The following is a 21,258-nucleotide window of genomic DNA, read 5'->3' as shown; positions in this document are numbered from 1 at the left end:
CCATGCATTACGACCTGACCGACCTCCGCCTCTTCCTGAATGTCGGCGAGACGGAGAACCTGACCCGTGCCGCCGAGCGCAGCTTTCTGTCGCTGCCCGCCGCAAGCACGCGGATCAAGCAGCTGGAAGAGGCGTTCCAGACACAATTGCTGATCCGTCAGGTCAAGGGCGTGCGGCTCACGCCGGCGGGCGATGCGCTGCTGCGCCACGCGCGCGAGGTCTTCCGCGAACTCGAATGCCTGCACGCCGACCTGCGCCCGTATGCCAAGGGCGTGAAGGGGCGCGTGCGGCTGCTGGCCAATACCACCGCGACCAACTCGTTCCTCGCCACCGGCGTGTCGCGCTTCCTCAGCGAGAACCCGGACGTCGACATCGAGCTGGAAGAGCACCTGTCGCAGGAAATCGTGTCGGCGATCAGCGCCGGCGCGGCGGACCTCGGCATCGTCGCCGGCGAGGTTGCCACCCAGGACCTGGATGCGATGCACCTGTGCAGCGACGCGCTGATCGTGATCGCACCGGTCAACCATCCGCTGCCGACCTTCAAGCGGCTGCATTTCGCCGACCTGCTCGATACCTGCCGCTTTGTCGGGCTGAACCAGTTCAGCGCGATCCAGTCCTTCCTCGACCGCATTGCCGCCGGCATGGGCAAGCGCATCAGCCTGCGGATCCAGGTGGGCAGCTTCGATGCGGTATGCCGCATGGTCGAGGCCGGCGCGGGCATCGCCATCGTGCCCAACAGCTGCGCACGCCGCTATGCCAGCCGCAAGGTGCTGCGCTTTATCCCGCTGGAAGACGAATGGGCCCGGCGCGAGCTGCGCCTGGTGCGCCGGCCGGGGCGCGAGCTGCCGCAGTTCGCCGAAACCCTGATCCAGTATCTGGTCGACGCCGCGCGCGAGCCGGTGTAGCGCGGCGCGCGGATTTCAGCGTTTCAGCCGGCGCCCGGCGCGCCGCCCTGCACCATCAGCGCCGCCAGCGGACGCAGCGACACCACCATCACCAGCAGCAGCAGGCCCATGGCGAACACGCCAGGCCAGCTGGTGCGGCCGCGGCGCTCCAGCGAATCGGTCACCAGTTCGGGCGAGTAGTGGTACTCGCGCACATGGCGGATGGTGGCCTCGGCGTGCCAGCGGTACAGCTCGTTGCCGTACAGCCCAAGCAGCAGCGCCAGCGCGTACAGCAGCGGCCGGCCCGCCATCGGCAGCTGCAGGCCGAACACTGCGTGCAGCAACGGCTCGGTGCCGACGATCAGCGCATACACGCCCACCTGCCAGTACATGCGCCGGTACGCCATCCAGAACGGGCCCAGCAGGCACGCCGCCCAGTTCCACGAGATGCCGCCGTGGGTCTCGGCTACCGACCAGCGCTCGCCGTAGTACGGAAAGCGCGGCCCCACGAACGCGGCCAGCGCCGCGTCGTCACGGATCGATGCATGCATGCCAACCTCCCCTCTGCTGCGTCGGCGTCGCCCTGGCTTCGCGGCGCGGCCTGTGCCACAGCATAGGGCGCGCGAGGCCCCCGCTGTGTGCGCCGGCGCGCATTCGGCGCGCGTTGGCCGCACAAAGGCCGGGGAAAGGGAGTTGGAAAGGGGTCGGTTGGCGCGCAAGGGCACAGACCGGCGCACCAGTCCGTGGCGCGGGGTGCTACTTCCAGCGTTGCAGGATCTGCAGGATCACCAGTGTGAACACCGTGGCGATCACCGCCGTGGTGTCGCGCCCGAGCCCCGCCGCGACGCCGATGGCCGCCACCATCCAGATGCTGGCCGCGGTGGTCAGGCCCTTGATATGCGCTTCGTCGTTCTGTTTGAGGATGGCACCGGCGCCGAGAAAGCCGATGCCGGCGATCAGCCCCTGCAGCACGCGGCTCATGTCGGCCAGCGGCACGCCGGCCTGCAGCGGCACCAGCACGAACAGCGCCGAGCCCAGCGCCACCAGCATGTGGGTGCGCAGCCCCGCCGCCTTGCCGGAAGACTCGCGCTCATAGCCGATCAGGCCGCCGAGCAGCACCGCCATGGTCAGCCGCAACAGGATGCGAGTGGCCTCGGCCGCGTCCGGCACATCGGCAAATTCAGCGCGAAAGGTACGGAAGATATCGGTCCAGACAGACTCCATCGCCAACCTCCGGGACTAGGGTGCAGGCCTGAGCGTAGCACGGCACACCTGGGCCGCGGCAAGACTGCGCGCCACATCGGCAGGCGGTGCGGCCTGTGCGGCGGCGTCCTACACGGCAAGCGGAAGCTCCCCGACAGTCCCGCCGGGGCGGCATTCCTATATTGGAATGACCAACCACAGTCCTCCATGGAGTTGCACCATGCCCTATATCCTCGCCTGGCTACTTGGTGTTCCGGCCTTTGTCCTGGTGCTGATCTGGCTCTTCGTACACTGACCGGCAGCCGGTGCCGCGGCACCGGCCTACCCTTCACCGGCGCCTCGCGCGCCACACCCTGCACGCCCGGTTCGCCGGGCGTCTTGCATGGTGGCGCCGCCCCGCTGCAACGCTTGCTGCCCACCTAAGCCGGCCCTAAGCCGCTCTTTCGCAAATCCGAATTTCAGCGTGCAGGGGGCTCGGGAATAATGGCCTCCAGTTCCAATCGCCCCCGGCAACCATGCACGCACACCAGGATCCCGACCAGCTGTACCCCGAAATCCGCGAGGCCGTGCGCGACCTTTGCGCGGGTTTCGATTCGGCGTACTGGCAGCGGGTGGAAGAGCAGGAAGCCTTTCCCGAGAGCTTTGTCCAGGCGCTGACGCAGGCCGGCTGGCTGTCGGCGCTGATTCCGGAAGCCTATGGCGGCTCGGGGCTGTCGTTGACCGCGGCGTCGGTCATCATGGAAGAGATCAACCGCAGCGGCGGCAACTCCGGCGCCTGCCACGGGCAGATGTACGTGATGGGCTGCCTGCTGCGCCATGGCTCCGACGCGCAGAAGCAGCGCTGGCTGCCGGCCATCGCCTCGGGCGAGCTGCGCATGCAGTCGATGGCCGTGACCGAGCCCAGCACCGGCACCGACACCACCAAGCTGAAAACCACCGCGGTGCGCCACGGCGACAAGTACCTCATCAACGGCCAGAAGGTATGGATTTCGCGCGTGCAGCACTCCGACCTGATGCTGCTGCTGGCGCGCACCACGCCGCTGGACCAGGTCAAGCGCAAGTCGGACGGGCTGTCGGTGTTCGTGGTCGACCTGCGCGATGCCATCGGCAAGGGCCTGACGGTCAAGCCGATCCGCAACATGGTCAACCACGAAACCAACGAGCTGTTCTTCGACAACCTGGAAGTCCCCGCCGATAACCTGATCGGCGAGGAAGGCAAGGGCCTCAAATACATCCTCGACGGTCTCAACGCCGAGCGCATCCTGATCGCCGCCGAATGCATCGGCGACGGCTACTGGTTCGTCGAGCGCGCCAGCAACTACGCGCGCGACCGCATCGTGTTCGACCGCCCGATCGGCCAGAACCAGGCCGTGCAGTTCCCGATCGCCCGCGCATACGTCAACGTCGAGGCCGCCAGCCTGATGCGCTACAAGGCGGCGCGGCTGTTCGACGCCGGCAGGCCGTGCGGCAAGGAAGCCAATATCGCCAAGCTGCTGGCCGCCGATGCCTCGTGGGAAGCCGCCAACGTCTGCCTGCAGACGCACGGCGGCTTCGGCTTCGCCGCCGAATACGACATCGAGCGCAAGTTCCGCGAGACCCGCCTGTACCAGGTGGCGCCGATCTCGACCAACCTGATCCTGTCCTACGTGGCCGAGCACGTGCTCGAGTTGCCGCGTTCGTTCTGAGAACCCTACATGTCCCAACCCTCCCAAGGCATCCGCCCGCTCGACGGCATCCGCGTGGTCTCGCTCGAGCATGCCGTGGCCGCGCCCTTCGCCACGCGCCAGCTGGCCGACCTGGGCGCGCGCGTGATCAAGGTCGAGCGTCCCGGTGTGGGCGACTTCGCGCGCGGCTATGACCAGTCCGTGCACGGCCAGGCCTCTTACTTCGTCTGGCTCAACCGGGGCAAGGAGAGCCTGGCGCTGGACCTGAAGGACAGCGAAGCGCAGGCCATCCTGCACCGTCTGCTGGCCGACGCCGACGTGCTGGTGCAGAACCTGGCGCCGGGCGCCGCCGCGCGCATGGGCCTGGATTTCGACACGCTGCACGGCAAGTACGAGAAGCTGATCGTCTGCGACATCTCGGGCTACGGCGACTCCGGCCCCTATCGCGACAAGAAGGCCTACGACCTGCTGATCCAGGCCGCCGCCGGCCTGGTGGGCCTGACCGGCGGCCCGAACGAGCCGTCGCGCGCAGGGGTATCGATCGCCGACATTTCGGCCGGCATGTACGCGTACAGCGGCATCCTGTCGGCGCTGCTGCAGCGCGGCCGCACCGGCAAGGGCTTGCGCGTGCAGGTGACCATGTTCGAGGCGATGGCCGAGTGGATGAACCAGGTGCTGTACTTCGGCCACTACGGCGGCACGCCGCCGGCGCGCTTCGGCGCCTCGCATCCGACCATCGCCCCGTACGGTGTGCATCGCACCAGCAATGGCAGCGTGATCTTCAGCGTGCAGAACGAGCGCGAATTCGCCAATTTCTGCGAGATCGTGCTGGGCGACCGCGCGCTGGCGCAGGACGAGCGTTATTCGAGCAATACCGCGCGCGTGCGCAACCGCCCCGAACTGACCGCGCTGATCGAAGCCCGCTTTGCCTCGCTGACGGTGGCGCAGGCCGAGGCGCTGCTCGACCAGGCGCAGATCGCCAACGCGCCGATGAACGACATCGAGGCGGTGTGGAACCATCCGCAGTTGCAGGCGCGCCAGCGCTGGCGCGAGGTCAATACGCCGAACGGCCCGATCGGTGCGCTGCTGCCACCCGCCAACCTGTCGGGGGTCGAGCCCGTGATGGGCGACGTGCCGGCGCTGGGCGCGCACAGCCGCAGCATCCTGGCCGAGCTGGGCTACGGCGAGACCGACATCGACGCCCTGGCCGACAAGCGCACCATCTGAGCCAACACCGCGCCCGCAGCAAGTCAGCAAGCCGGGCGCCTTTCTTTTTCCGCAAGCACTGTTCTATTTCCGGAGCCGGCATGAGCCAAGCCGCAGACACCACTTACCCGACCCGCCAGCTTTGCGAATTCCTGGCCAACCTCAAGCTGGCCGACGTGCCCGCGCCCGTGATCGAGCGCACCAAGGACCTGTTCCTCGACTGGATCGCCTCGGCCATCGCCGGCAAGGACGCCCCCGCCGTGCGCAAGCTGCAGGAATTCGCCGCGGCCATGGGCCCGTCCGATGGCGGCGCCGAAGTGCTGGTCGACCGCCGCCGCACCTCGCCCTACTTCGCCGCGCTGATCAACGGCGCGTCCTCGCACGTGGTCGAGCAGGACGACGTGCACAACGGCTCGGTGCTGCATCCGGCCGCGGTGGTATTCCCCGCCGTGGTCGCGGCCGCGCAGGCCGAGGGCAAGACCGGCGCCGAAGTGCTGCTGGCCTCGATCGCCGGCTATGAAGCCGGCATCCGCATCGGCGAGTTCATGGGCCGCTCGCACTACCGCGTGTTCCACACCACCGGCACCGTCGGCACGCTGGCCGCCGCCGCGGCAGTGGCCAAGCTGTTTGGCCTCGACGCCGAAGGCATCAACCAGGCGCTGGGCTCGGCCGGCACGCAGGCAGCAGGCCTGTGGGAATTCCTGCGCGACGCCGCTGATTCCAAGCAGCTGCACACCGCCAAGGCCGCGGCCGACGGCTTGCAGTCGGCGTGGCTGGCGCGCGCCGGCTTTACCGGCGCAAAACAGATCCTGGAAGGGGCGCAAGGCATGGCCGCCGGCATGTCGAGCGATGCCAACCCCGCCTGCCTGACCGATGGCCTGGGCACGCGCTGGGCCACCGCGGAGACCTCGTTCAAGTTCTTCGCCTCGTGCCGCCACACCCATCCGGCCGCCGATGCGCTGAAGGCGCTGATGCAGCGCGAAGGCGTTGCCGCCGACCAGATCGCCAGCGTCACCACGCACGTGCACCAGGGCGCCATCGACGTGCTCGGCCCCGTGGTCAATCCCGCCACCATCCACCAGGCCAAGTTCTCGATGGGCACGGTGCTGGGCCTGGTGGCCGTGCATGGCCACGCCGGCCTGGGCGAGTTCGAGCAGCACGCGCTGCAGGACCCCGCGGTGGCCGCGTTCCGCGGCAAGGTCGACATGGAGCTGGATGCCGAGATCAACGCCGCCTACCCGCGCCAGTGGATCGGCCGCGTGACGGCAAAGACCACCGACGGCCGCACGCTGGCCGCGCGCGTCGACGTGCCCAAGGGCGACCCCGACAACACGCTGTCGCGCCCGGAGCTGGAAGCCAAGGCGCTGCAGCTGGGCGCGTTCCGCCAGGGCGCGAGCGAGGCCGAGATGCGCGCCATCATCGCGCGCGTGTGGGCCCTGGAGCAGGCCCCGAACGTCAACGACTGGCTCCCCGCCGCGCGCTGAGCATCGCCATGTCCACTGCCGTCACCTACCTGTTCGTGCCGGGCGACCGGCCCGAACGCTTCGACAAGGCCGCCGACGCCGGCCCCGATGTGATGATCCTCGACCTCGAGGATGCGGTCCATCCGGATGCCAAGCCCGCCGCGCGCGAAGCCATCGCCGCATGGCTGGCCGGCCGGCCCGGCGCCAACGCCTTCGTGCGCATCAACGACAGCGCCTCGCCCGCCTTTGCCGCCGACCTGGCCTGGCTGCGCGCCCTGCCCCCGGGCACCGCGCTGGCCGGGCTGCTGGTGCCCAAGGCCGAGGATGCGGCCGCGCTGAACACCATCGCCAAGGCCCTGCAAGCGATCAACCCGCAGGGCGAGCTGGTCGCCATCATCGAGACCGCGCTCGGCCTGCATCAGGTCGATGCCGTGGCATCCGCCAGCGGCGTGGCACGCCTGGCCTTCGGCTCGCTCGACTATGCGGTCGACCTGGGCTGCAGCCATACCCGCGACGCCCTCGCCTTTGCGCGCGCGCGCATCGTGCTGGCTTCGCGCGTGGCCGGCCTGCCGCCGCCGGTCGACGGCGTCACCACCGCGCTCAAGGACGAAGCCGTGCTCGCCAGCGACGTCGCCTACGCGCGCGAGCTCGGCTTTGCCGGCAAGCTCTGCATCCACCCGGCACAACTGGGTGCGGTCCGCGCCGGCTTCCTGCCCAGCCCCGACCAGCTCGACTGGGCCCGGCGCGTGCTCGACGCCACCGCCAGCGGCAGCCACGCGGTGCAGGTCGATGGCAAGATGGTCGACCGGCCCGTGATCGAGCAGGCCCGCCGGCTGCTGGCACTGGCGCAATAGCGCGCCATCCGACTCCCCTGATGCATCTGAAGGCCACTTGCCATGACTGACGCCACCTCTGAACTCGAACGCCTGCGCGGCTGGATCGGCCGCAGCGAAACGCGCACCGAAACGCTGTCGCCCGAACCGGTCGCCGGCCTGGCCGCCACCTTCGACCTCGACCCCGAAGCCATCGCCGCCGGCCCCCTGCCGCCGCTGTGGCACTGGCTCTACTTCCTGCCGCGCGCGCCGCAGCGCGAACTCGGCCGCGATGGCCACCCCACCCTCGGCGGCTTCATGCCGCCGGTGCCGCTGCCACGCCGCATGTGGGCCGGCAGCGAAGTCAGCTTCAACCATCCGCTGCATATCGGCGACACCGTCACGCGCACCTCCACCATCGCCGACGTGCAGTACAAGACCGGCCGCACCGGCGAACTCTGGTTCGTCGCCGTCGACCACGAACTGACCGTCAACGGCAACACGGCCGTCAACGAGCGCCACGACATTGTCTACCGCGCCATGCCCGACCCCACCAAGCCGCAACCGCCACGCCCGCGGCTGGAACAGACCGCGCAATGGCAGCGCACGCTGCAGGCCGACCCGGTCATGCTGTTCCGCTATTCCGCGCTGACCTTCAACGGCCACCGCATCCACTACGACCGCCAGTACACACGCGATGTCGAGGGTTATCCCGGCCTGGTGGTACATGGCCCGATGCAGGCGATGCTGATGCTGGACCTGGTCGCGCGCGAGCAGCCCAAGGCGCGCGTGAAGCGCTTCGGCTTCCGCGGGCTGGCGCCGTTGTTCGATCAGGACACCATCACTGTCGGTGGGGCGGCCGATCCGGCGCAGCCGGGGCGGCTGGTGCTGTGGACGGGGGATGATGCCGGCGGGCAGGCGATGCAGGGGTGGGCGGAGGTGGAGGGGTAAAGGCAGGGGGCGCGGGCGGCTAGTCCCGTCGTCAGTACTGGTAGACGAACTGGAATCCGCCTGCCACGCTGGCGGTGTGAAACGTTGCCGGCTTGTACACCGGCATGCCGGCGAACAGGTCATAGAACAGCCGGCCAAAGCCAGGACCGAAGCCGCCGCGCACCCCAATCACCGCACCGGCCAGGCGCGTACCGGCAAGGCCGGCCGTAGACGGCCCGAAAACGCTGCCATAGTCGAGACCCGCGTACAGCGCCTGACCGGTTGCGCCAAGCGGCAGTTGCATTTCGTTGCGCCAGTAGACGCCGCTGTCGCCGGCCAGCAGCCGCTCCCCGTCAAAACCGCGCACGGTGTAGCGGCTGCCGATGGTCATGGCGTCCAGTGAATAAAGCCGGTCATTGGTGTACTGCCCTCGAATCGTCGTGACATAGCGCAGCGGATATTCAGCCACCTTGAATGGCACCGACAGGTTGGCATCGACGACAAGCATCCGGAATCGCCACGTCGGCCCGCAGATCGCGGCCAGGGTGTCATCCTGCGACCCGAATCCGCCAATGCCCTGGCGGTACGCGAGCGTGCCGTCGAACTGCGCCGCACCGAAATAGTGGCGGTCGGTAAATCCCACCTCAAGCACGGTGTTGTTGCGCCGCTGCTGGGTAATCTCCGTGTCCTCGATAAAGCTGTGGCCGAAGCGGCGCGACAGGCGAAACTGCAGTCCCAACACATCGTCCTGGCTGCGCCGGATTACGCGATGCAGCTTGAGGTCGACCGTCCGCGAATCGCCGCTGGACACGAAGGTCTGGTTGACGCCGGCGATCTGCTGGAAATAGGTGTTGGAATAGGCCGACAGCGTGCCGGTCCAGTAGCCCCAGGGCACCGAATAGAAGCCGTTCCAGCCGTGCGTGCCTCGGCTCTTGTCGCTGAACTCCAGGTCCTGGCTATAGCCAACATTGAACAGGTCATTGAGGCCCAGTGGGTTGTCGACGGCCAGGCTCAGGTTGCCCTGGGGCTTGCCGGTCGAGCGCGTGCCCGAGTTATCGACCGAGGCGACGAACGCCCACGGCTTGGCGCGCTTGACGGTGATAACCACATCGCTGACGCCGGGTGTTGGAGTCGGCACGATTTGCATGTCGGCATCCTGACTGCCCACGCGCTTCAGTTGCTCCAGCCCTTGCTCAAGGTCGCGCAGGTTGAGCAGATCTCCCGAACGCGCCGGGAATGCGGACTTCCAGGTGCCGCGCGTTTGGGGATCGGCAAAACGCAGTTCTCCGATGATGCCGGGGATCAATGCCAGGCGCAGCGTGCCGTTGCTGAGGTCCTGCTGCGGCAGCAATACGCGCGTGGTGACGTAGCCGCGGCTAAGGATGGCGTGGGAGACGCCCCCGGTGAGTATCTCCAGACCTTGCTTGCCAACGCAGGCGCCTTGGTAGTGATTGAGCCATGTCAGGGCGAAGGCGAAGGGGTCTTGGGGCAAGGCGGAGGTGCCTTGTGCCCTGGCGGCTTCTGGCAGGTCGGTCGGGACGTCTAGCGTGAAGCGGTCGATGGGGAAGCAAGGCGACTCAGGCGGCAGGGTCGGGTATTCGACTGGTCCCGCAGCGTCTGCACGGACCGCAGGCGCTTGCACAGCTTGGGCGCGCTCGCGGGCTTCCTGCTGCTCCCGGGCGCGCTGTTCTTGTTCGGCAGCAACAGAAGTGGCAACTTGCTGTGCGAACACAGATGAAGGAAGTAAAAAGAGGAAGGCGACACAAAGGGAAAGAGCACGCGCCCTGCGCGCCTCGTCAGAATGAGGGTGCTTCATGGAGTTTAATCCTACTGTTTCGGCCCCAATGCCTGGCTATCTGGCTAGGAGCCTTTCTCATGGCAACATGACCATCTTGGCCGTTACCATCGATCAGACGCACGTTAATCCGACCCACATTCACCTGAAATTAGGAAATCCATTTCTCGCAAGCGATATATACAACTGTCAGAAATACGAATCCAGCGAATAGAAAGTAAAGAGCTTTTTCTGATCGACTCATCTTCTTCCATTGATCTGGTGTTGGGCCGCCACCAATTGCCATAGTTGCTCCTTTATTCCGGTGAGCCTTCGATCAATATCCTCATTGGATTACCCGAAAACCAAACTTTGTCGGTGATGCACGATACGCGGCGCGGCGAGCCCAGCATATCGGGCTCGACGACGGATCGAGTACTGTATTTGTCGTGTACCGTGCCCACGAATCGCTGTCACAATATTTGACCGAACGAGCGACGCGATCGATCACCCATTTGGCGTCGATGCTCAGTCGGAATTTAGTGCCGAGTCATCGTTCGCAGTGAGCCAGTGTCCGCACACCCTGCAACGAGTCGGAGCCAAATCAACATAGGGGGATCGGATGACCTCTTGAAGTAATCAACTGGTGGCGTCATATAATCCACTGCATCAGCCTTTGAACCACGGGCCAAATGCCGAAGGATCTTCGCTCAGCATGCCCGCTTTACGCAGAGGCTTTGGCAGATACTTTGCGAACACAAAAAACAGCGCAACAAACAATGGTAGGCCGATCAGCAACATTGATTCGCTTTCCCCCAGCGCGAAGGCTATTCGGCAAATCCCCGCCACGACAAACGACCAAAAGCCTGCACTGAACGCAGCTGCCAGGCCCACCATGAAACAGATTTGGAGCAATGCGTAGAGTCTTTTCCAGTTCATTTCTTCTCACCCGTATTCCGCACGTCGTTGATGACAGCTACCCCCTTTGCAGCAACCCCATACAGCAAGATGGTTTGAGTCGTACCGTACGGCGCAGTCAAACCAGTGAAGGGTATCAGCGTATTGTTGTCGAAACGCGGCACCGTCACGCCAAACATCGAACCCGAACGATTGAGGCCATCTGCCGTTCCCATCTTGAGTGGCACGGGCGCTCTCAACGCTATAGCCGCGGCCGCAAGACCCAAACCATCATATGCCGTGTCACCCCATGTCGGGCTTAGCAGATTAAACCCGTATCGCAACGGATTTGTGCCGACTGAGCTAATGCCGTTGTACCGGTTGTATAGTCCGTCAACACCTTCAACAATATCGCTGGCACCGATTGCCGCCATCGGGACCCCTGCCGCGCATCCAAGCCCCGATGTACAGAGCGCCACCCCAGTTTTCGTCGTTACGCCACCAAGAACGACTCTAGTCGCATCTTTGGCCACGCCTAGCAGGCCGCTGAAATACCTCCGGTGGACGTCAGCGCGACAACTGGCTGAAGCGTTGATTTGAGGAACCCATCCAACTCCACTTTCATGCGCGGCGCAGATACCTTCACGGAAAGTTTGTTCACTATGCGGAGGCTGGATGATTTCGTGCCGAAGTCCCACCCGCTGCGCTCGATCCGCGCCATGGCCAACCAGGCGCTGGTAAAGATGGACCGGTTGTTCGCACAGATGTACGAGGACGATATCAAGGGTGGCCAGCCCAGCATCGCGCCGGAGAAGTTGCTGCGGGCCATGCTGCTGCAGGTGCTCTACAGCGTTCGCTCCGAACGCCAACTCATGGAGCAGACGCAGTACAACCTGCTGTTTCGCTGGTTCATCGGGCTGTCGATGGACGACACCGTTTGGGTGCCCACGGTCTTCACCAAGAACCGCGAGCGGCTGATCAAGCATGATGCGGTGATCCAGTTTTTCAACGAGGTGCTGGCCATCGCGCAGAAGAAGAACTGGCTGTCGGGCGAGCACTTCAGCGTGGACGGCACGCTGATTCAGGCGTGGGCAGGCCACAAGAGCTTCGTGCGCAAGGACGGCGGCGACGACAAGGACGACAACGACGGCGCCAACTTCAAAGGTCGCACGCGCAGCAACGAGACGCACGAGTCCAAGACCGATCCCGATGCCAAGCTGTACCGCAAGGGCAAAACTGCGAGTGAACTTCGCTATATGGGTCATACCCTGAGCGACAACCGTCACGGCCTGGTGGTGAGCGCCATGGTGACCAATGCGGACGGACATGCTGAGCGCGAGGCCGCGAAGGTGATGCTCAACGATGCCCGACAGGTGACGGACGACCCGAACACCGAAATCACGGTGGGTGCAGACAAGGGCTACGACGCGCAAGAGTTCATTCAAGCCTGCCTGGAACTGAAGGTGACGCCCCACGTGGCACAGAACACCTCGGGGCGCCGCTCGGCCGTTCCTGATGCCATTGCTTGCAGCGCCGGGTATGCCGTTTCGCAGCAAAAGCGCAAGCTGATCGAACAAGGCTTCGGATGGGTCAAGACTGTCGGGCGCATGCGCCAGGTGATGGTGCGTGGACTGAAGCGAGTCGACCAGATGTTCGTGCTGAGCATGGCCGCCTACAACCTCGTGCGCATGCGCTCACTGGGACAAATCCGTCCGCAGTTGCAGTAATCGCGGTAATGAGGCCGGAATCGGGCGCCAAACCGCCGAAAAAATCGATGTAGGGACGTCCCGCTTCCAGATTGTGAAAAATCGCAAGCCTACTGCCTTGCAGGGGGAAGCCTCGCCTCTTGTACGGGGAGTACTTCAGCAACCTGCTAGTGGATCGCTCTGCAAAGCATCGGTGGCTTTCTGCAAGGGCGTGTGGACGAACAAATTTGCCTCTTGCTGGCGATGCACCCAGTCCAATTCCTGCGTAAGCTGACCAGCCTCCACTACACTCACGTAATTTTTGTTGTAGGCATCGCTGCCTATGGGAAATTCCGCCCAGCATTTCACTTCATAGCACGCAGCTCGTGCCAGGCGCTCTTCGAGTGCTTTGTCCCCCTTCGCCTGGGTTCGAATCTTCTCTTTTTCATCCGGGTGCAGTTGTCGGTTGAAGCGATCGACGTTTGCCGCGGTCGCGGCGCCGGCCCCGCCGCCCACTGCCGCGCCGATACCGCCCGCCACGATGTTGGCGGCCAGGTTGCCAATGGCCTCGTCCAGGCCGGCATTGCCAGTTCCTACTGAATCCTTGACACCATTGCTGATGTCCTTGCTGATACCGGAAGCCAGCGAGGCGGCGCCAGCGCCAGTGGCACCGGCTATCGCGCTGCCGCCACCCAAGCCAGCGACCAGCGCACCGCCCGCGGCATGCAGGGCAGCACGATAATCTCCATCTTCGGCCCACTTCTCAGCCTCGGCACGGTACTGCGCGGCCAGCGCACTATCGCCGGCCCTCTCCGCAGCATGGGCCTTTACCAGTGCGTTCTTCTGCTTGGCGCCCGCCACGTCGCCCACCGTCTTGGCCACCGCCTCGCCGGCCGCCCGAGCTGCCGCCATCATGTCGGCCTGCTTGTCGAGCAGATTCTGGAGGTCGGGATTCTCGCCGACCTGTGCGTTGCTGTTGGTGGTGTCGCGCTTGAGGTTGACCAGGTCCTGCTTCTGGTGTGCCTCGTCGCGGATCGTGATGGTGGCGTCCGCTACGGCGCTGTGCGCCACGCCATCCTGGCTGCCGCTCTTGTGTTGCGGAATCATCGGGCTGATGCCGCCGGTGTTCTTGCCTGAGGTTAGTCCGCTGATCTTCTCTTCATTCTGTGAGCCAGCGGTAATGCCGGCCGACACGCCGAACGAAGTCGCGCTGTAGTCCGAGTGGTTCTGGATGTCGCTGAAACTGAGCGTCCCGGTATCGAGGTGGTTCTTGTCCTTGCCACCCGCGCTGGCTATCACCGCACCCTTGAGATCGGTATTGCCCTCGACACGGATGTCAAAGCCACCGTCCCCCGCGTAGATCCCCGACTGCTCGCTCACATTCGCATAGCTGCCGCTCGCCTTGCCCTTGCTCGCGGAGACGCTGGCCGATCCGCCTCCCTGGCTGATGCTGAACCCGCCGCCCATGCTTTCCTGCCTGGCGCGCATTTCCTCGGTGTCTTGTCGGCTGGCGATATTGAGGTTGCCACCTACGTCGCCCACGACCTTTCCGCCATTGACTGTGGCACCGAGGATGTTGGTGTCATTGCCCGACACGAAAGCTACCGCCTCCTTGCCGCTCACATGGCTGTTGACATGGGTGGCCCCGGTATTGTCCGCGTTGCCCTTGGCCCTGGAGCCCGACGCCGATACGCCAAATCCCTGCGCACCATACGAAATGCCGACCCTGGCGCTGCTCGACTTGCTGGTGCTGTGGCTTTCGTTTGTGTCCGTGGCGGACACGACGTTGATGTCGTTCCTGGCACCCAATGCCACCTTGTTTGCTGCCACGTCGGAGCCGATGATATTCAGGTTGCCGGCCGTCTGGTTGCCATCGGCGTCGATGCCGGTCGCGACGAAGGCAACGGTGCCGCCTGCCGTAACGCGTGAACTGGTATGCGTGGCGCTATCCTCGGCCAGCGTCTGCTTGCTTTGGCTGGAGCCCCACGAGAGTGTCACCGCCGCGCCGGCTGCCGGATTGGCTCCGTTGGCGAAGGCGCTGCCCGCATCGAAGGCGTCGCGCCCAGAAGCGATGCCCCACAGTGCAGCAGCGCGCCCGTCCTGGCTCTTGCCGGCAGAACTCATCTTGCTGCCTGCATCGAGAGCAGCGCCGATGGCGCCGCCCGACACCCCAAGCGTAAAGCCGCTTTGCTTGACCTCGTGGGTTTCATCGTGATGCCGGCTTCCTGTTGCCGCCTCGATCGTGATATCAGCCGCTGCGCCGGTGATGTCCTTCGCCGCAAGCACCTCGCTGCCTGTAACCGTCAATGCGCTGCCCGCTTTCAGGTGGACACTGCCATCCGTGCTGCCCACCAGGCTCGCCGTCTGCGTGACGGCGCTATCGTTGGTCGTGTCCTTCTGGTCGTACTTGCCGTAGGAGATGCCGGACCCGGTCGCGCCGAGTCCTGACTTGGTAGTGCGCTCGAAACTATGGCTGGAACTGGTTTCCTGCGCGCTGGTGATGGTCAGATCACGGCCTGCGTCCAGGTTCACGTCGTGGGTCGCGGCAACGTTGGAGCCTGCCACGATCAGGTCACGTCCGGCGTTGCCAGAAACACTGTCGGCCGAGATCAGGGATCCGACTGCGATGGCTTGCTTCTCGCTGTACTCCTTCGTGGTCTGCTCCTTCGACAGGAACCCGGAGCGATTGGAGCGAGACCAGCCTTGCGCGTTATGCTTTTCGCTGATCGTACCGACGGTCACATCGCCGGTTCCGGTCAAGGTAGCAATTCCCTTGTCGGTGCTCACCGTCGAGCCCAGCACGGCCAGGTTGCCGGTGCCCGCAGGCACGACTGCCGCCTCCGGCGCCATCTTGATACCGTTTTCGCCCAGCACGGTAGCAGCCAGCTGCGGCTTCCCGGCGGCCAGCGTCGCGTTGTTGCCTGCCCGCACCGAACTGCCGCGCACCGCCTCGTCATAAGACGACTTGGTATATTGCGCATTCTTGCCGCCCAGCGATCCCTCGCTATGCGTGTTTGAATCCAGTGATGCCGTGACCGTGGCATTGCGGCCCGCGATCAGTGAGGCGTTGTTGCCGGCGTCGAGGGCTGAGCCGGTCAGGGTCGCATCGCGGCCGGCCACGGCCACGACGTTGGCCCCGGCGCGCACGCTGCTACCGGCACCGACTTTGGTCTGGTCGTGGTAATAGCTCTGGCCACCGCGCGAACTGGAATCCTGGGTGGTGCCAACCACCACCGTGCCGAGGTTCAAGTCGCGGCCGGCCGCAAGCAGTGCATGGTTGCCGGCATCCACCGTGCCGCCGGCCATGTTGACGTCGCGCCCTGCCTGCACGGCAACATTGCCGGTGCCTGAGATGGAGGCCACGGATCCGATCCCGGTGGCGCTGGCGCTGTGGCCCCCCATCATGACCTGATCGGTGATGGTCTGCGTCTCGTTGATCACGTCGCGGCCAGCGGACACCACCGTATCGGTGCCGCTTATGCGCCCGCCCAGGTTGCGCACGTCCTGCGCAGCCTTCACAACCGTGGTGCCGGTCGCGCCGATCCGGCCCCGGTTGACGATATTGTTGCCCACCACCTGCGTGGCCAGGTCGCCCACGATCCGGCCGCTGTTGGCCACGTCTGCGCTGGCATCGAGGCTGACCTTGCTGCCCGTCACCAGGGCGCCGGTGCTGGTCAGATCCACCGCATGGCTATGGGCCAGGTACAGCTTGGGCACCAGCACCGATTGGCGTGTGCCATCCGGTAGCATTACTTCCTGGCTGACCAGCCACACCATGTCCGTGGTGAGTTGGGCCATCTGCTTCTCGGACAGGCCGATGCCGGGGGCCAGGTTGAACGCCTTGGCGTAGGCCGCGCCATTGCTCATCAGCGCCTGGTATTGCGCCATCTGGTCGCTGTAGCCCGCCAGATAGGTACGCCCGGTCAGTTGCGTCACCTGGTCGCGGATCAGCTTCTGCTCGTAGAAGCCGTCGCCCAGGCGCTTTTGCAGCGTCAGTTGGTCCAGCCCCAGTTGGCCCAGCATGTAGTCGCTGGAAATGAACCTGCTGTATTGCGTGAAGCGCGCGTCGGTGGCAATCAGGTACGTGACGCCCGGCGCCGTCTGGTAGCGATACAGGCCGTTCGTTGGCAGCGTCAGGTTGGGGATGCCGCCGCTGGCGGTACCTAGCGTCTGCAGAGGCTTGCCAGGGCCTCCGGCCGTGCCGGTGACCTGCGCGCCGGTGGCACTGCCGCCCGTTACGCCACTGCCTGTAACGGTGTCACCCAGCCTGTTGACGGTCGTGACCTGGATGTCCTGGGCGCTCGTCTGCACCGTCTGATTGGCCGACGCGATGGCTGGCAGCGCCGTCACCGTGGTCGATGCCTGCGGCGTGGTCGGATAGGGCACCACCTGTGTATCGCTGTTGCCGCCGGATTTCTGATGCCAGTAGAAGGTTGAGGTTTCCGTCGTGCTGACCGACTGCTGCAGGACAGTGCCCGCGTCCTGCACCGTGCCGCCCACCGCGGAGCGCACCAGGTCTGCGCCGGCCGCCATGGTGGACGACTGGTTCAGGATTGCGCCGCCATTGCTATTGATGCGAATTGCACCACCTGCCTGGATCTTGGCCGGATCGCTGGCGCTGATCACCCGATCCGTCGTGGCGGTGGTCGTGACGGTGCGCGAGATTTCGCTGTAATCGTGGTTGTCCACGCCGAGATCGAAACGCACCCGCACCTGGTCGGGACGCAGATGGACGTCGGGGTCCAAATCGGGCCAGAAGGTGATCCGGTAGGTCCCGCCGGTATCCTCGATGTTCTCGTAGTGCTGAACTGCGTTCACAGTCAGCGGACGGGTCAGGATCGGCGGGGGCGTTGTGCAATCGTTGTCGTTGCAGATCGGCTGTTCACGGTTCGCGTATTCCTCAATCGGCACCTTGGCAAAGGACAGGGTCTTTGCCGTGGTGTCGAGCGCCCCTACGTCTGCCTTCGGCACCTCGATGGTCACCGGCGTGCGCAGCGCTTCGATCTGCTCCGCTGTGATGCTCGAAGTGGTTGCGGTCCAGCGCCAGGTTGGTACGGTGATGCTGATGTGGCCAGCCAGCTCCGATGGTGGCAGGGCTGGCCGCCAGAGTTTCAGCGTCTTGGTTTCGCCGGTCGTCGGCGTACCGGGTGCCGTGATAATGCTTGATCGGATGTTGCTGAGCTGCCTCGCCGCAATGTCGATGCCTCCCCCAGCCTCGATGGTGGCCGAGCGGTTGATCAGCGTGCCGACCTGGTTGACCAGCAACCCGGTGGCCGGGTCACGCGCGCCGTCCCGGGCAATCTGCAGGTCGCCCGCGCTGTAGAGCGTCGCACCGTCCAGGTTCTGCATCGAATGGCTGGCGTAGAGATGGAGGTTTTCCGCCGCCGCGATCAATCCTGCCGCACCGGTGTTGGCGATGTCGCTGCCCAGCACCGTCACGCGGTTGCCAATGATGGTGCCGGTGTTGTTGGTGGTGGGGCTGTTGGTCTGAACCGTATCGCCCTCGATCCGCCCGGCGTTGTCCAGCCGATTGGTGGCGTTGACCGTGGTAGTGGCGCTGACCATGTCGGCGCCCGCGGCGTTGACCACATCGGTGCCTTGAACCGTCAGATCGCCCACCGCGGCCAGCGTGCCGGTGTTGGTCAGGGTGCCGGTGGCGGCAACGCGCATGTTGCCATCGGCGTGCAGCCGGTTCGCGGCATCGTTGACATAGTCGCCGTCAACATCGAGCGCCAGGTCGTGCCCGGCAGTCATTTCGCCGCTGCCCGACACCGCGCCCTTGACGGCGATATCCTGGTTGGCCTTGATCGTGCCCCCGGCATTGTTCAGGTTGGCGACATCGACGAAAGCGTCTGTCGCGCTCTGGATCTGGCCCCCTTCATTGACCAAAGTCGCATCGGCCTGTTCCAGCACCAGACCCTTGCCGCCGTAGAGCTCGCCACCAGTGTTGTCAACGGTGCGCGTCGTGTTGAGCGCGAGCGCACCGCTGGCAATCACGCTGCCTTTGGCGGTGTTGACCAGATCCTGCGCATGGACCGTCACGTTGCCATTGCCGCCGAGTTTGCCACCGGTATTGGTCAGCGCATGGGTTGCCGTCACCGCGGTGGCGCCGTCGCCGGCGTTGGTCAGCTGACCGCGGGTGTTGTCCAGGCTCTCGGTGGAAATATCAAGCACACCGTGCGCGCCGTTGGCGGCCAGCGTGCCGTTGGCATTGGCGAGCTTTCCGGCGGCGATGGCGGAGAGATTGCCATCGGTCTGAGCCGAGCCTCCCGTGTTGTCGATTTGACCGCCACTGCGAAGCGCCAGGCCGTTCTTGCCATAAAGCTTGCCGTAGCGGTTGAGCAGGTCGCTGCTGGTGGCAATGGTGGCCTTGTCCTGCGCCGACATGCTGCCGCCGGCGTTGTCCAGCGTGGCCGCGGTAGCTTGCAGCGCTCCGTTGGTTTCGATCGTGCCAGTGGCGTTGGAGAAATCCCTCTCGCTCGTTACCGTCAACAAGCCGGCGCCCGCGTGCTGGATCTTGCCCGAGGAGTTGACAATGGTCTGGCCGGATGCGGCCAGGTTGCCGCCATTGGCGGCAATCGTGCCTTGCGTGTTGTCGAACGTGCCGCCTGCGTGCACGGTGGCGTCGGTGGCGCCATATTGGTTGATGGTGCCGCCGCGGTTAAGCAGGTCACCCTTTGCGGCAATGGCGAGGTTGTCGCCTTCGACACGGCCTCCGGCGTTGTCGAGCGCGGAGGCCTCCAGGTTCAGCGTGGCGGCCGACAGCGTGCCCTGGCGATTGGTCGCCGCCCCCGCCACCCTGGCTGCCAGCGTGCCGCCCGCTGTCACCTTGCCGTTGTCGTTATCGAGCGCCTGCGTGTCGAGCGTCGCATCGTCCAGCGCATTGATGTGGCCGTGGTTGGTCAGCGTGCCGGCATTGATCACCACGCTGCCGTTGCCGCCGATCAGGCCACCTTCGGCACCGGTGGCAGTCGTGCCGGCGGCGTTGACGAGCGATCCAGTAGTGTTCAGCGACAGGCCGTCGCTGTTAAGTGACACAATGCGGCCCGCCGTGTTATCGAGCGAGCCGGCATGCGCCGAGAGCGCACCGTCGGCCTGCATCGTTCCCTGCGTATTGTTGACCGCGCTGGCAACCTTCAGCGTCGCGGCCTGCCGCGCCACGATCTGGCCGCCCTGGTTCGACAGACTGTCCCCTTGCAGGACCAGGCTACCCTGGCTGGAAAGCTGGCCCCGATCATTGACGAGCGCACCGCCCGCCGTGGCATTGAGCGCTGCGCCTGCGCGGATGTCGGCACCGGTCAGGTCCAGCTTGCCGGCGCCAGCCTGCAGGTTCAGGTTGCCGCCGGCCGAAGTCTGGCTGCCAGCCAGGTTGGCGCCCGTGCCCTGCAGCGTCGCGTTGCCGCTGGCCTGGTTGCGGCCGGTGGCGGTGAGTGCGCCGTTGGTGGCAACAACGGTAAGGTCAGCCGGCGCGGCGGTCGAGCCATCGACGTTCACGCCCGCAGCCAGCGTCCCCGTCGAGGCCACGCTGCCGGCGTAGGCGTTGAGCCATTGCTGCCCGGCAAGCGTGCCCGTATTGGCCAGGACGCCATCGGTGTTGATCGATACGCCTTGCTTGCCGTAGGTGGTGCCGTTGTTGTCGATGCCGTCGCGCGCATAGACCACCAGGTTGCCGCTGGCATTGGCTTGTCCGGCCAGCACCAGCTTGCCCTGGGCGGTCAGCGTCAGCTCCCCTGCCTGCGCGGCGGCAATGCCACGCAATGACACCCCCACGCCATGCTCGGTCGATGCCAGCATGATCTTGCTGCCATACATGCCGCCGAGCTGCGCCACATCGATGCCCAGCGCCGGCGCGTCTCCGGAGCCCGTGATCGGCGTGGCGGCCAGCGTGGCACGATCCACCTGGTTGGCACCGGCGATGACGTTCAGCTGGTTGGCATAGAGCGCCGCGTTTGCCTGCACCGCACGCGCGATCAAATCTACCTGATCGACATTGGCGGCGTTCATGCCTTCGCCCTGAATGGCGATCTGCCCGCTGGTCACGCGGAATGCATCGAGGCTGCCACTGCCGCCGAACATCGGAATGCCAGTGGTCAGCGTGGCGCGGCTGGTATTGATGAAGCCCAGTCCATTGACCACCAGTCCATTCGGGTTGGCAATGACCACTTCGGATCTCGGGCCGGCCACCTCGACATAGCCCTGCAACTGGCTGGGCGACGTGCCGTTGACCTGGTTGACGATGATGCGTGCCGATCCGCCGGGCAGCAGATTGGGGTTGCCGTTGACGTATCCGGCCTGCTGGGTGGAGACCGGCGTCGGAGCGTTGTTAAGGATGACACCGGGGCGCGGCACATCGAACTGCGTATAGGCGTTGGTCGAAACGCCAGCCGCGGACGGCCGCGTGATGTTGACTTGCTGCAAGCCGTTGGCGGTTTGCACGACCGTCGGACGGTTGACGCCCGAGTTGGGGTCGGCGACGACCTGGGCCTGCGCACATGGCAGGCCTGCCGCGATCCAGGCAGCCAACGTCAATGCCCCGACCGCAAAGCGCGCAATGCTTGCGGTCTGGGCGCACTCAGCAGCGGAGCGCGAGCCCGCCTGCCGACCCTTGCCGCATCCCATGGCACATTCCCGCACGGCAACCAGCATGCCTCGCGCGGCGTTGAAGACAAGGCGATAGAGATTCCGATTCATACCCGGATGCGAAACGCTGACGGCCAATGCAAGACCACCAGGCTGCGTT

General features: G+C 65.3%; 13 protein-coding genes. 7 read left to right on the top strand and 6 right to left on the bottom strand.

Translation table 11 applies throughout. The features are described 5' to 3' along the window. Positions 1-2: 2 nt before the first annotated feature. A complete protein-coding gene (locus tag A2G96_RS23480) occupies positions 3-905 on the top strand; it encodes a LysR substrate-binding domain-containing protein (RefSeq protein ID WP_012355383.1) in 903 nt (300 codons plus the stop codon). Positions 906-928: 23 nt separating this feature from the next. On the opposite strand, the gene A2G96_RS23475 is transcribed toward A2G96_RS23480, so the two are convergent. Both A2G96_RS23475 and A2G96_RS23470 read right to left on the bottom strand, forming a co-directional pair. Further along, the gene (locus tag A2G96_RS23475) at positions 929-1,435 is read right to left on the bottom strand and encodes a DUF2628 domain-containing protein (protein ID WP_062802622.1); all 507 of its coding nucleotides are present in this window, start codon (positions 1,433-1,435) and stop codon (positions 929-931) included. 205 nt (positions 1,436-1,640) lie between these two features. Next, complete coding sequence (locus tag A2G96_RS23470) at positions 1,641-2,108, bottom strand: MgtC/SapB family protein (RefSeq protein ID WP_062802621.1); 468 nt, start codon at positions 2,106-2,108, stop codon at positions 1,641-1,643. 494 nt (positions 2,109-2,602) lie between these two features. On the opposite strand from A2G96_RS23470, the gene A2G96_RS23465 reads away from it, so the two are divergent. From A2G96_RS23465 to A2G96_RS23445, 5 genes are all read left to right on the top strand, one after another. Continuing rightward, the gene (locus A2G96_RS23465; protein WP_062802620.1) at positions 2,603-3,772 is read left to right on the top strand and encodes an acyl-CoA dehydrogenase family protein; all 1,170 of its coding nucleotides are present in this window, start codon (positions 2,603-2,605) and stop codon (positions 3,770-3,772) included. Between the two features lie 9 nt (positions 3,773-3,781). Further along, complete coding sequence (locus tag A2G96_RS23460) at positions 3,782-4,978, top strand: CaiB/BaiF CoA transferase family protein (RefSeq protein WP_062802619.1); 1,197 nt, start codon at positions 3,782-3,784, stop codon at positions 4,976-4,978. An 80-nt stretch (positions 4,979-5,058) separates the two neighbouring features. Next, on the top strand, positions 5,059-6,441 hold the full coding sequence (locus tag A2G96_RS23455; RefSeq protein WP_062802618.1) for an MmgE/PrpD family protein: 1,383 nt from the start codon (positions 5,059-5,061) through the stop codon (positions 6,439-6,441). Positions 6,442-6,449: 8 nt separating this feature from the next. Continuing rightward, positions 6,450-7,274 carry an HpcH/HpaI aldolase/citrate lyase family protein gene (locus tag A2G96_RS23450; RefSeq protein WP_062802617.1) on the top strand — a complete coding sequence of 275 codons (825 nt, stop codon included), beginning with the start codon at positions 6,450-6,452 and terminating at the stop codon, positions 7,272-7,274. 42 nt (positions 7,275-7,316) lie between these two features. Further along, the gene (locus tag A2G96_RS23445; RefSeq protein ID WP_062802616.1) at positions 7,317-8,183 is read left to right on the top strand and encodes an HTD2 family dehydratase; all 867 of its coding nucleotides are present in this window, start codon (positions 7,317-7,319) and stop codon (positions 8,181-8,183) included. Between the two features lie 31 nt (positions 8,184-8,214). Here A2G96_RS23445 and A2G96_RS23440 read toward each other — a convergent pair whose 3' ends face one another. The 3 genes from A2G96_RS23440 to A2G96_RS33475 all read right to left on the bottom strand — a co-directional run bounded on the left by A2G96_RS23440 (position 8,215) and on the right by A2G96_RS33475 (position 11,267). Further along, positions 8,215-9,978 (bottom strand): ShlB/FhaC/HecB family hemolysin secretion/activation protein, encoded by a 1,764-nt coding sequence (locus A2G96_RS23440; RefSeq protein ID WP_062802615.1) that lies wholly within the window; start codon positions 9,976-9,978, stop codon positions 8,215-8,217. A 627-nt stretch (positions 9,979-10,605) separates the two neighbouring features. Then, on the bottom strand, positions 10,606-10,875 hold the full coding sequence (locus A2G96_RS23435; RefSeq protein WP_062802614.1) for a hypothetical protein: 270 nt from the start codon (positions 10,873-10,875) through the stop codon (positions 10,606-10,608). Next, positions 10,872-11,267: a hypothetical protein gene (locus A2G96_RS33475; RefSeq protein WP_150124238.1), complete on the bottom strand. Its 396-nt coding sequence runs from the start codon at positions 11,265-11,267 to the stop codon at positions 10,872-10,874. Before A2G96_RS33475 ends, A2G96_RS23435 begins: the two co-directional genes overlap by 4 nt. 189 nt (positions 11,268-11,456) lie before the next feature. Between A2G96_RS33475 and A2G96_RS23430 the strand changes: the two genes are divergently transcribed. Continuing rightward, positions 11,457-12,560 carry an IS5 family transposase gene (locus A2G96_RS23430; protein ID WP_062799342.1) on the top strand — a complete coding sequence of 368 codons (1,104 nt, stop codon included), beginning with the start codon at positions 11,457-11,459 and terminating at the stop codon, positions 12,558-12,560. Positions 12,561-12,695: 135 nt separating this feature from the next. On the opposite strand, the gene A2G96_RS23425 is transcribed toward A2G96_RS23430, so the two are convergent. After that, the gene (locus A2G96_RS23425) at positions 12,696-21,209 is read right to left on the bottom strand and encodes a two-partner secretion domain-containing protein (RefSeq protein WP_082819079.1); all 8,514 of its coding nucleotides are present in this window, start codon (positions 21,207-21,209) and stop codon (positions 12,696-12,698) included. Between the last annotated feature and the right edge of the window lie 49 nt (positions 21,210-21,258).

Source organism: Cupriavidus nantongensis (genome assembly GCF_001598055.1).
GTDB lineage: Bacteria > Pseudomonadota > Gammaproteobacteria > Burkholderiales > Burkholderiaceae > Cupriavidus > Cupriavidus nantongensis.
The sequence above is the reverse complement of the archived record's forward strand: the minus strand, read 5'-3'. Positions and strand labels throughout refer to the sequence as shown.

Coding starts and splice junctions, on each gene's coding strand:
- A2G96_RS23460 (WP_062802619.1), top strand. CDS start 3,782: ATGTCCCAACCCTCCCAAGGCATCCGCCCGCTCGACGGCATCCGCGTG.
- A2G96_RS23440 (WP_062802615.1), bottom strand. CDS start 9,978: ATGAAGCACCCTCATTCTGACGAGGCGCGCAGGGCGCGTGCTCTTTCC.
- A2G96_RS23465 (WP_062802620.1), top strand. CDS start 2,603: ATGCACGCACACCAGGATCCCGACCAGCTGTACCCCGAAATCCGCGAG.
- A2G96_RS23455 (WP_062802618.1), top strand. CDS start 5,059: ATGAGCCAAGCCGCAGACACCACTTACCCGACCCGCCAGCTTTGCGAA.
- A2G96_RS23475 (WP_062802622.1), bottom strand. CDS start 1,435: ATGCATGCATCGATCCGTGACGACGCGGCGCTGGCCGCGTTCGTGGGG.
- A2G96_RS23450 (WP_062802617.1), top strand. CDS start 6,450: ATGTCCACTGCCGTCACCTACCTGTTCGTGCCGGGCGACCGGCCCGAA.
- A2G96_RS23425 (WP_082819079.1), bottom strand. CDS start 21,209: ATGAATCGGAATCTCTATCGCCTTGTCTTCAACGCCGCGCGAGGCATG.
- A2G96_RS23470 (WP_062802621.1), bottom strand. CDS start 2,108: ATGGAGTCTGTCTGGACCGATATCTTCCGTACCTTTCGCGCTGAATTT.
- A2G96_RS23435 (WP_062802614.1), bottom strand. CDS start 10,875: ATGAACTGGAAAAGACTCTACGCATTGCTCCAAATCTGTTTCATGGTG.
- A2G96_RS23480 (WP_012355383.1), top strand. CDS start 3: ATGCATTACGACCTGACCGACCTCCGCCTCTTCCTGAATGTCGGCGAG.
- A2G96_RS23430 (WP_062799342.1), top strand. CDS start 11,457: ATGCGCGGCGCAGATACCTTCACGGAAAGTTTGTTCACTATGCGGAGG.
- A2G96_RS33475 (WP_150124238.1), bottom strand. CDS start 11,267: ATGGCGGCAATCGGTGCCAGCGATATTGTTGAAGGTGTTGACGGACTA.
- A2G96_RS23445 (WP_062802616.1), top strand. CDS start 7,317: ATGACTGACGCCACCTCTGAACTCGAACGCCTGCGCGGCTGGATCGGC.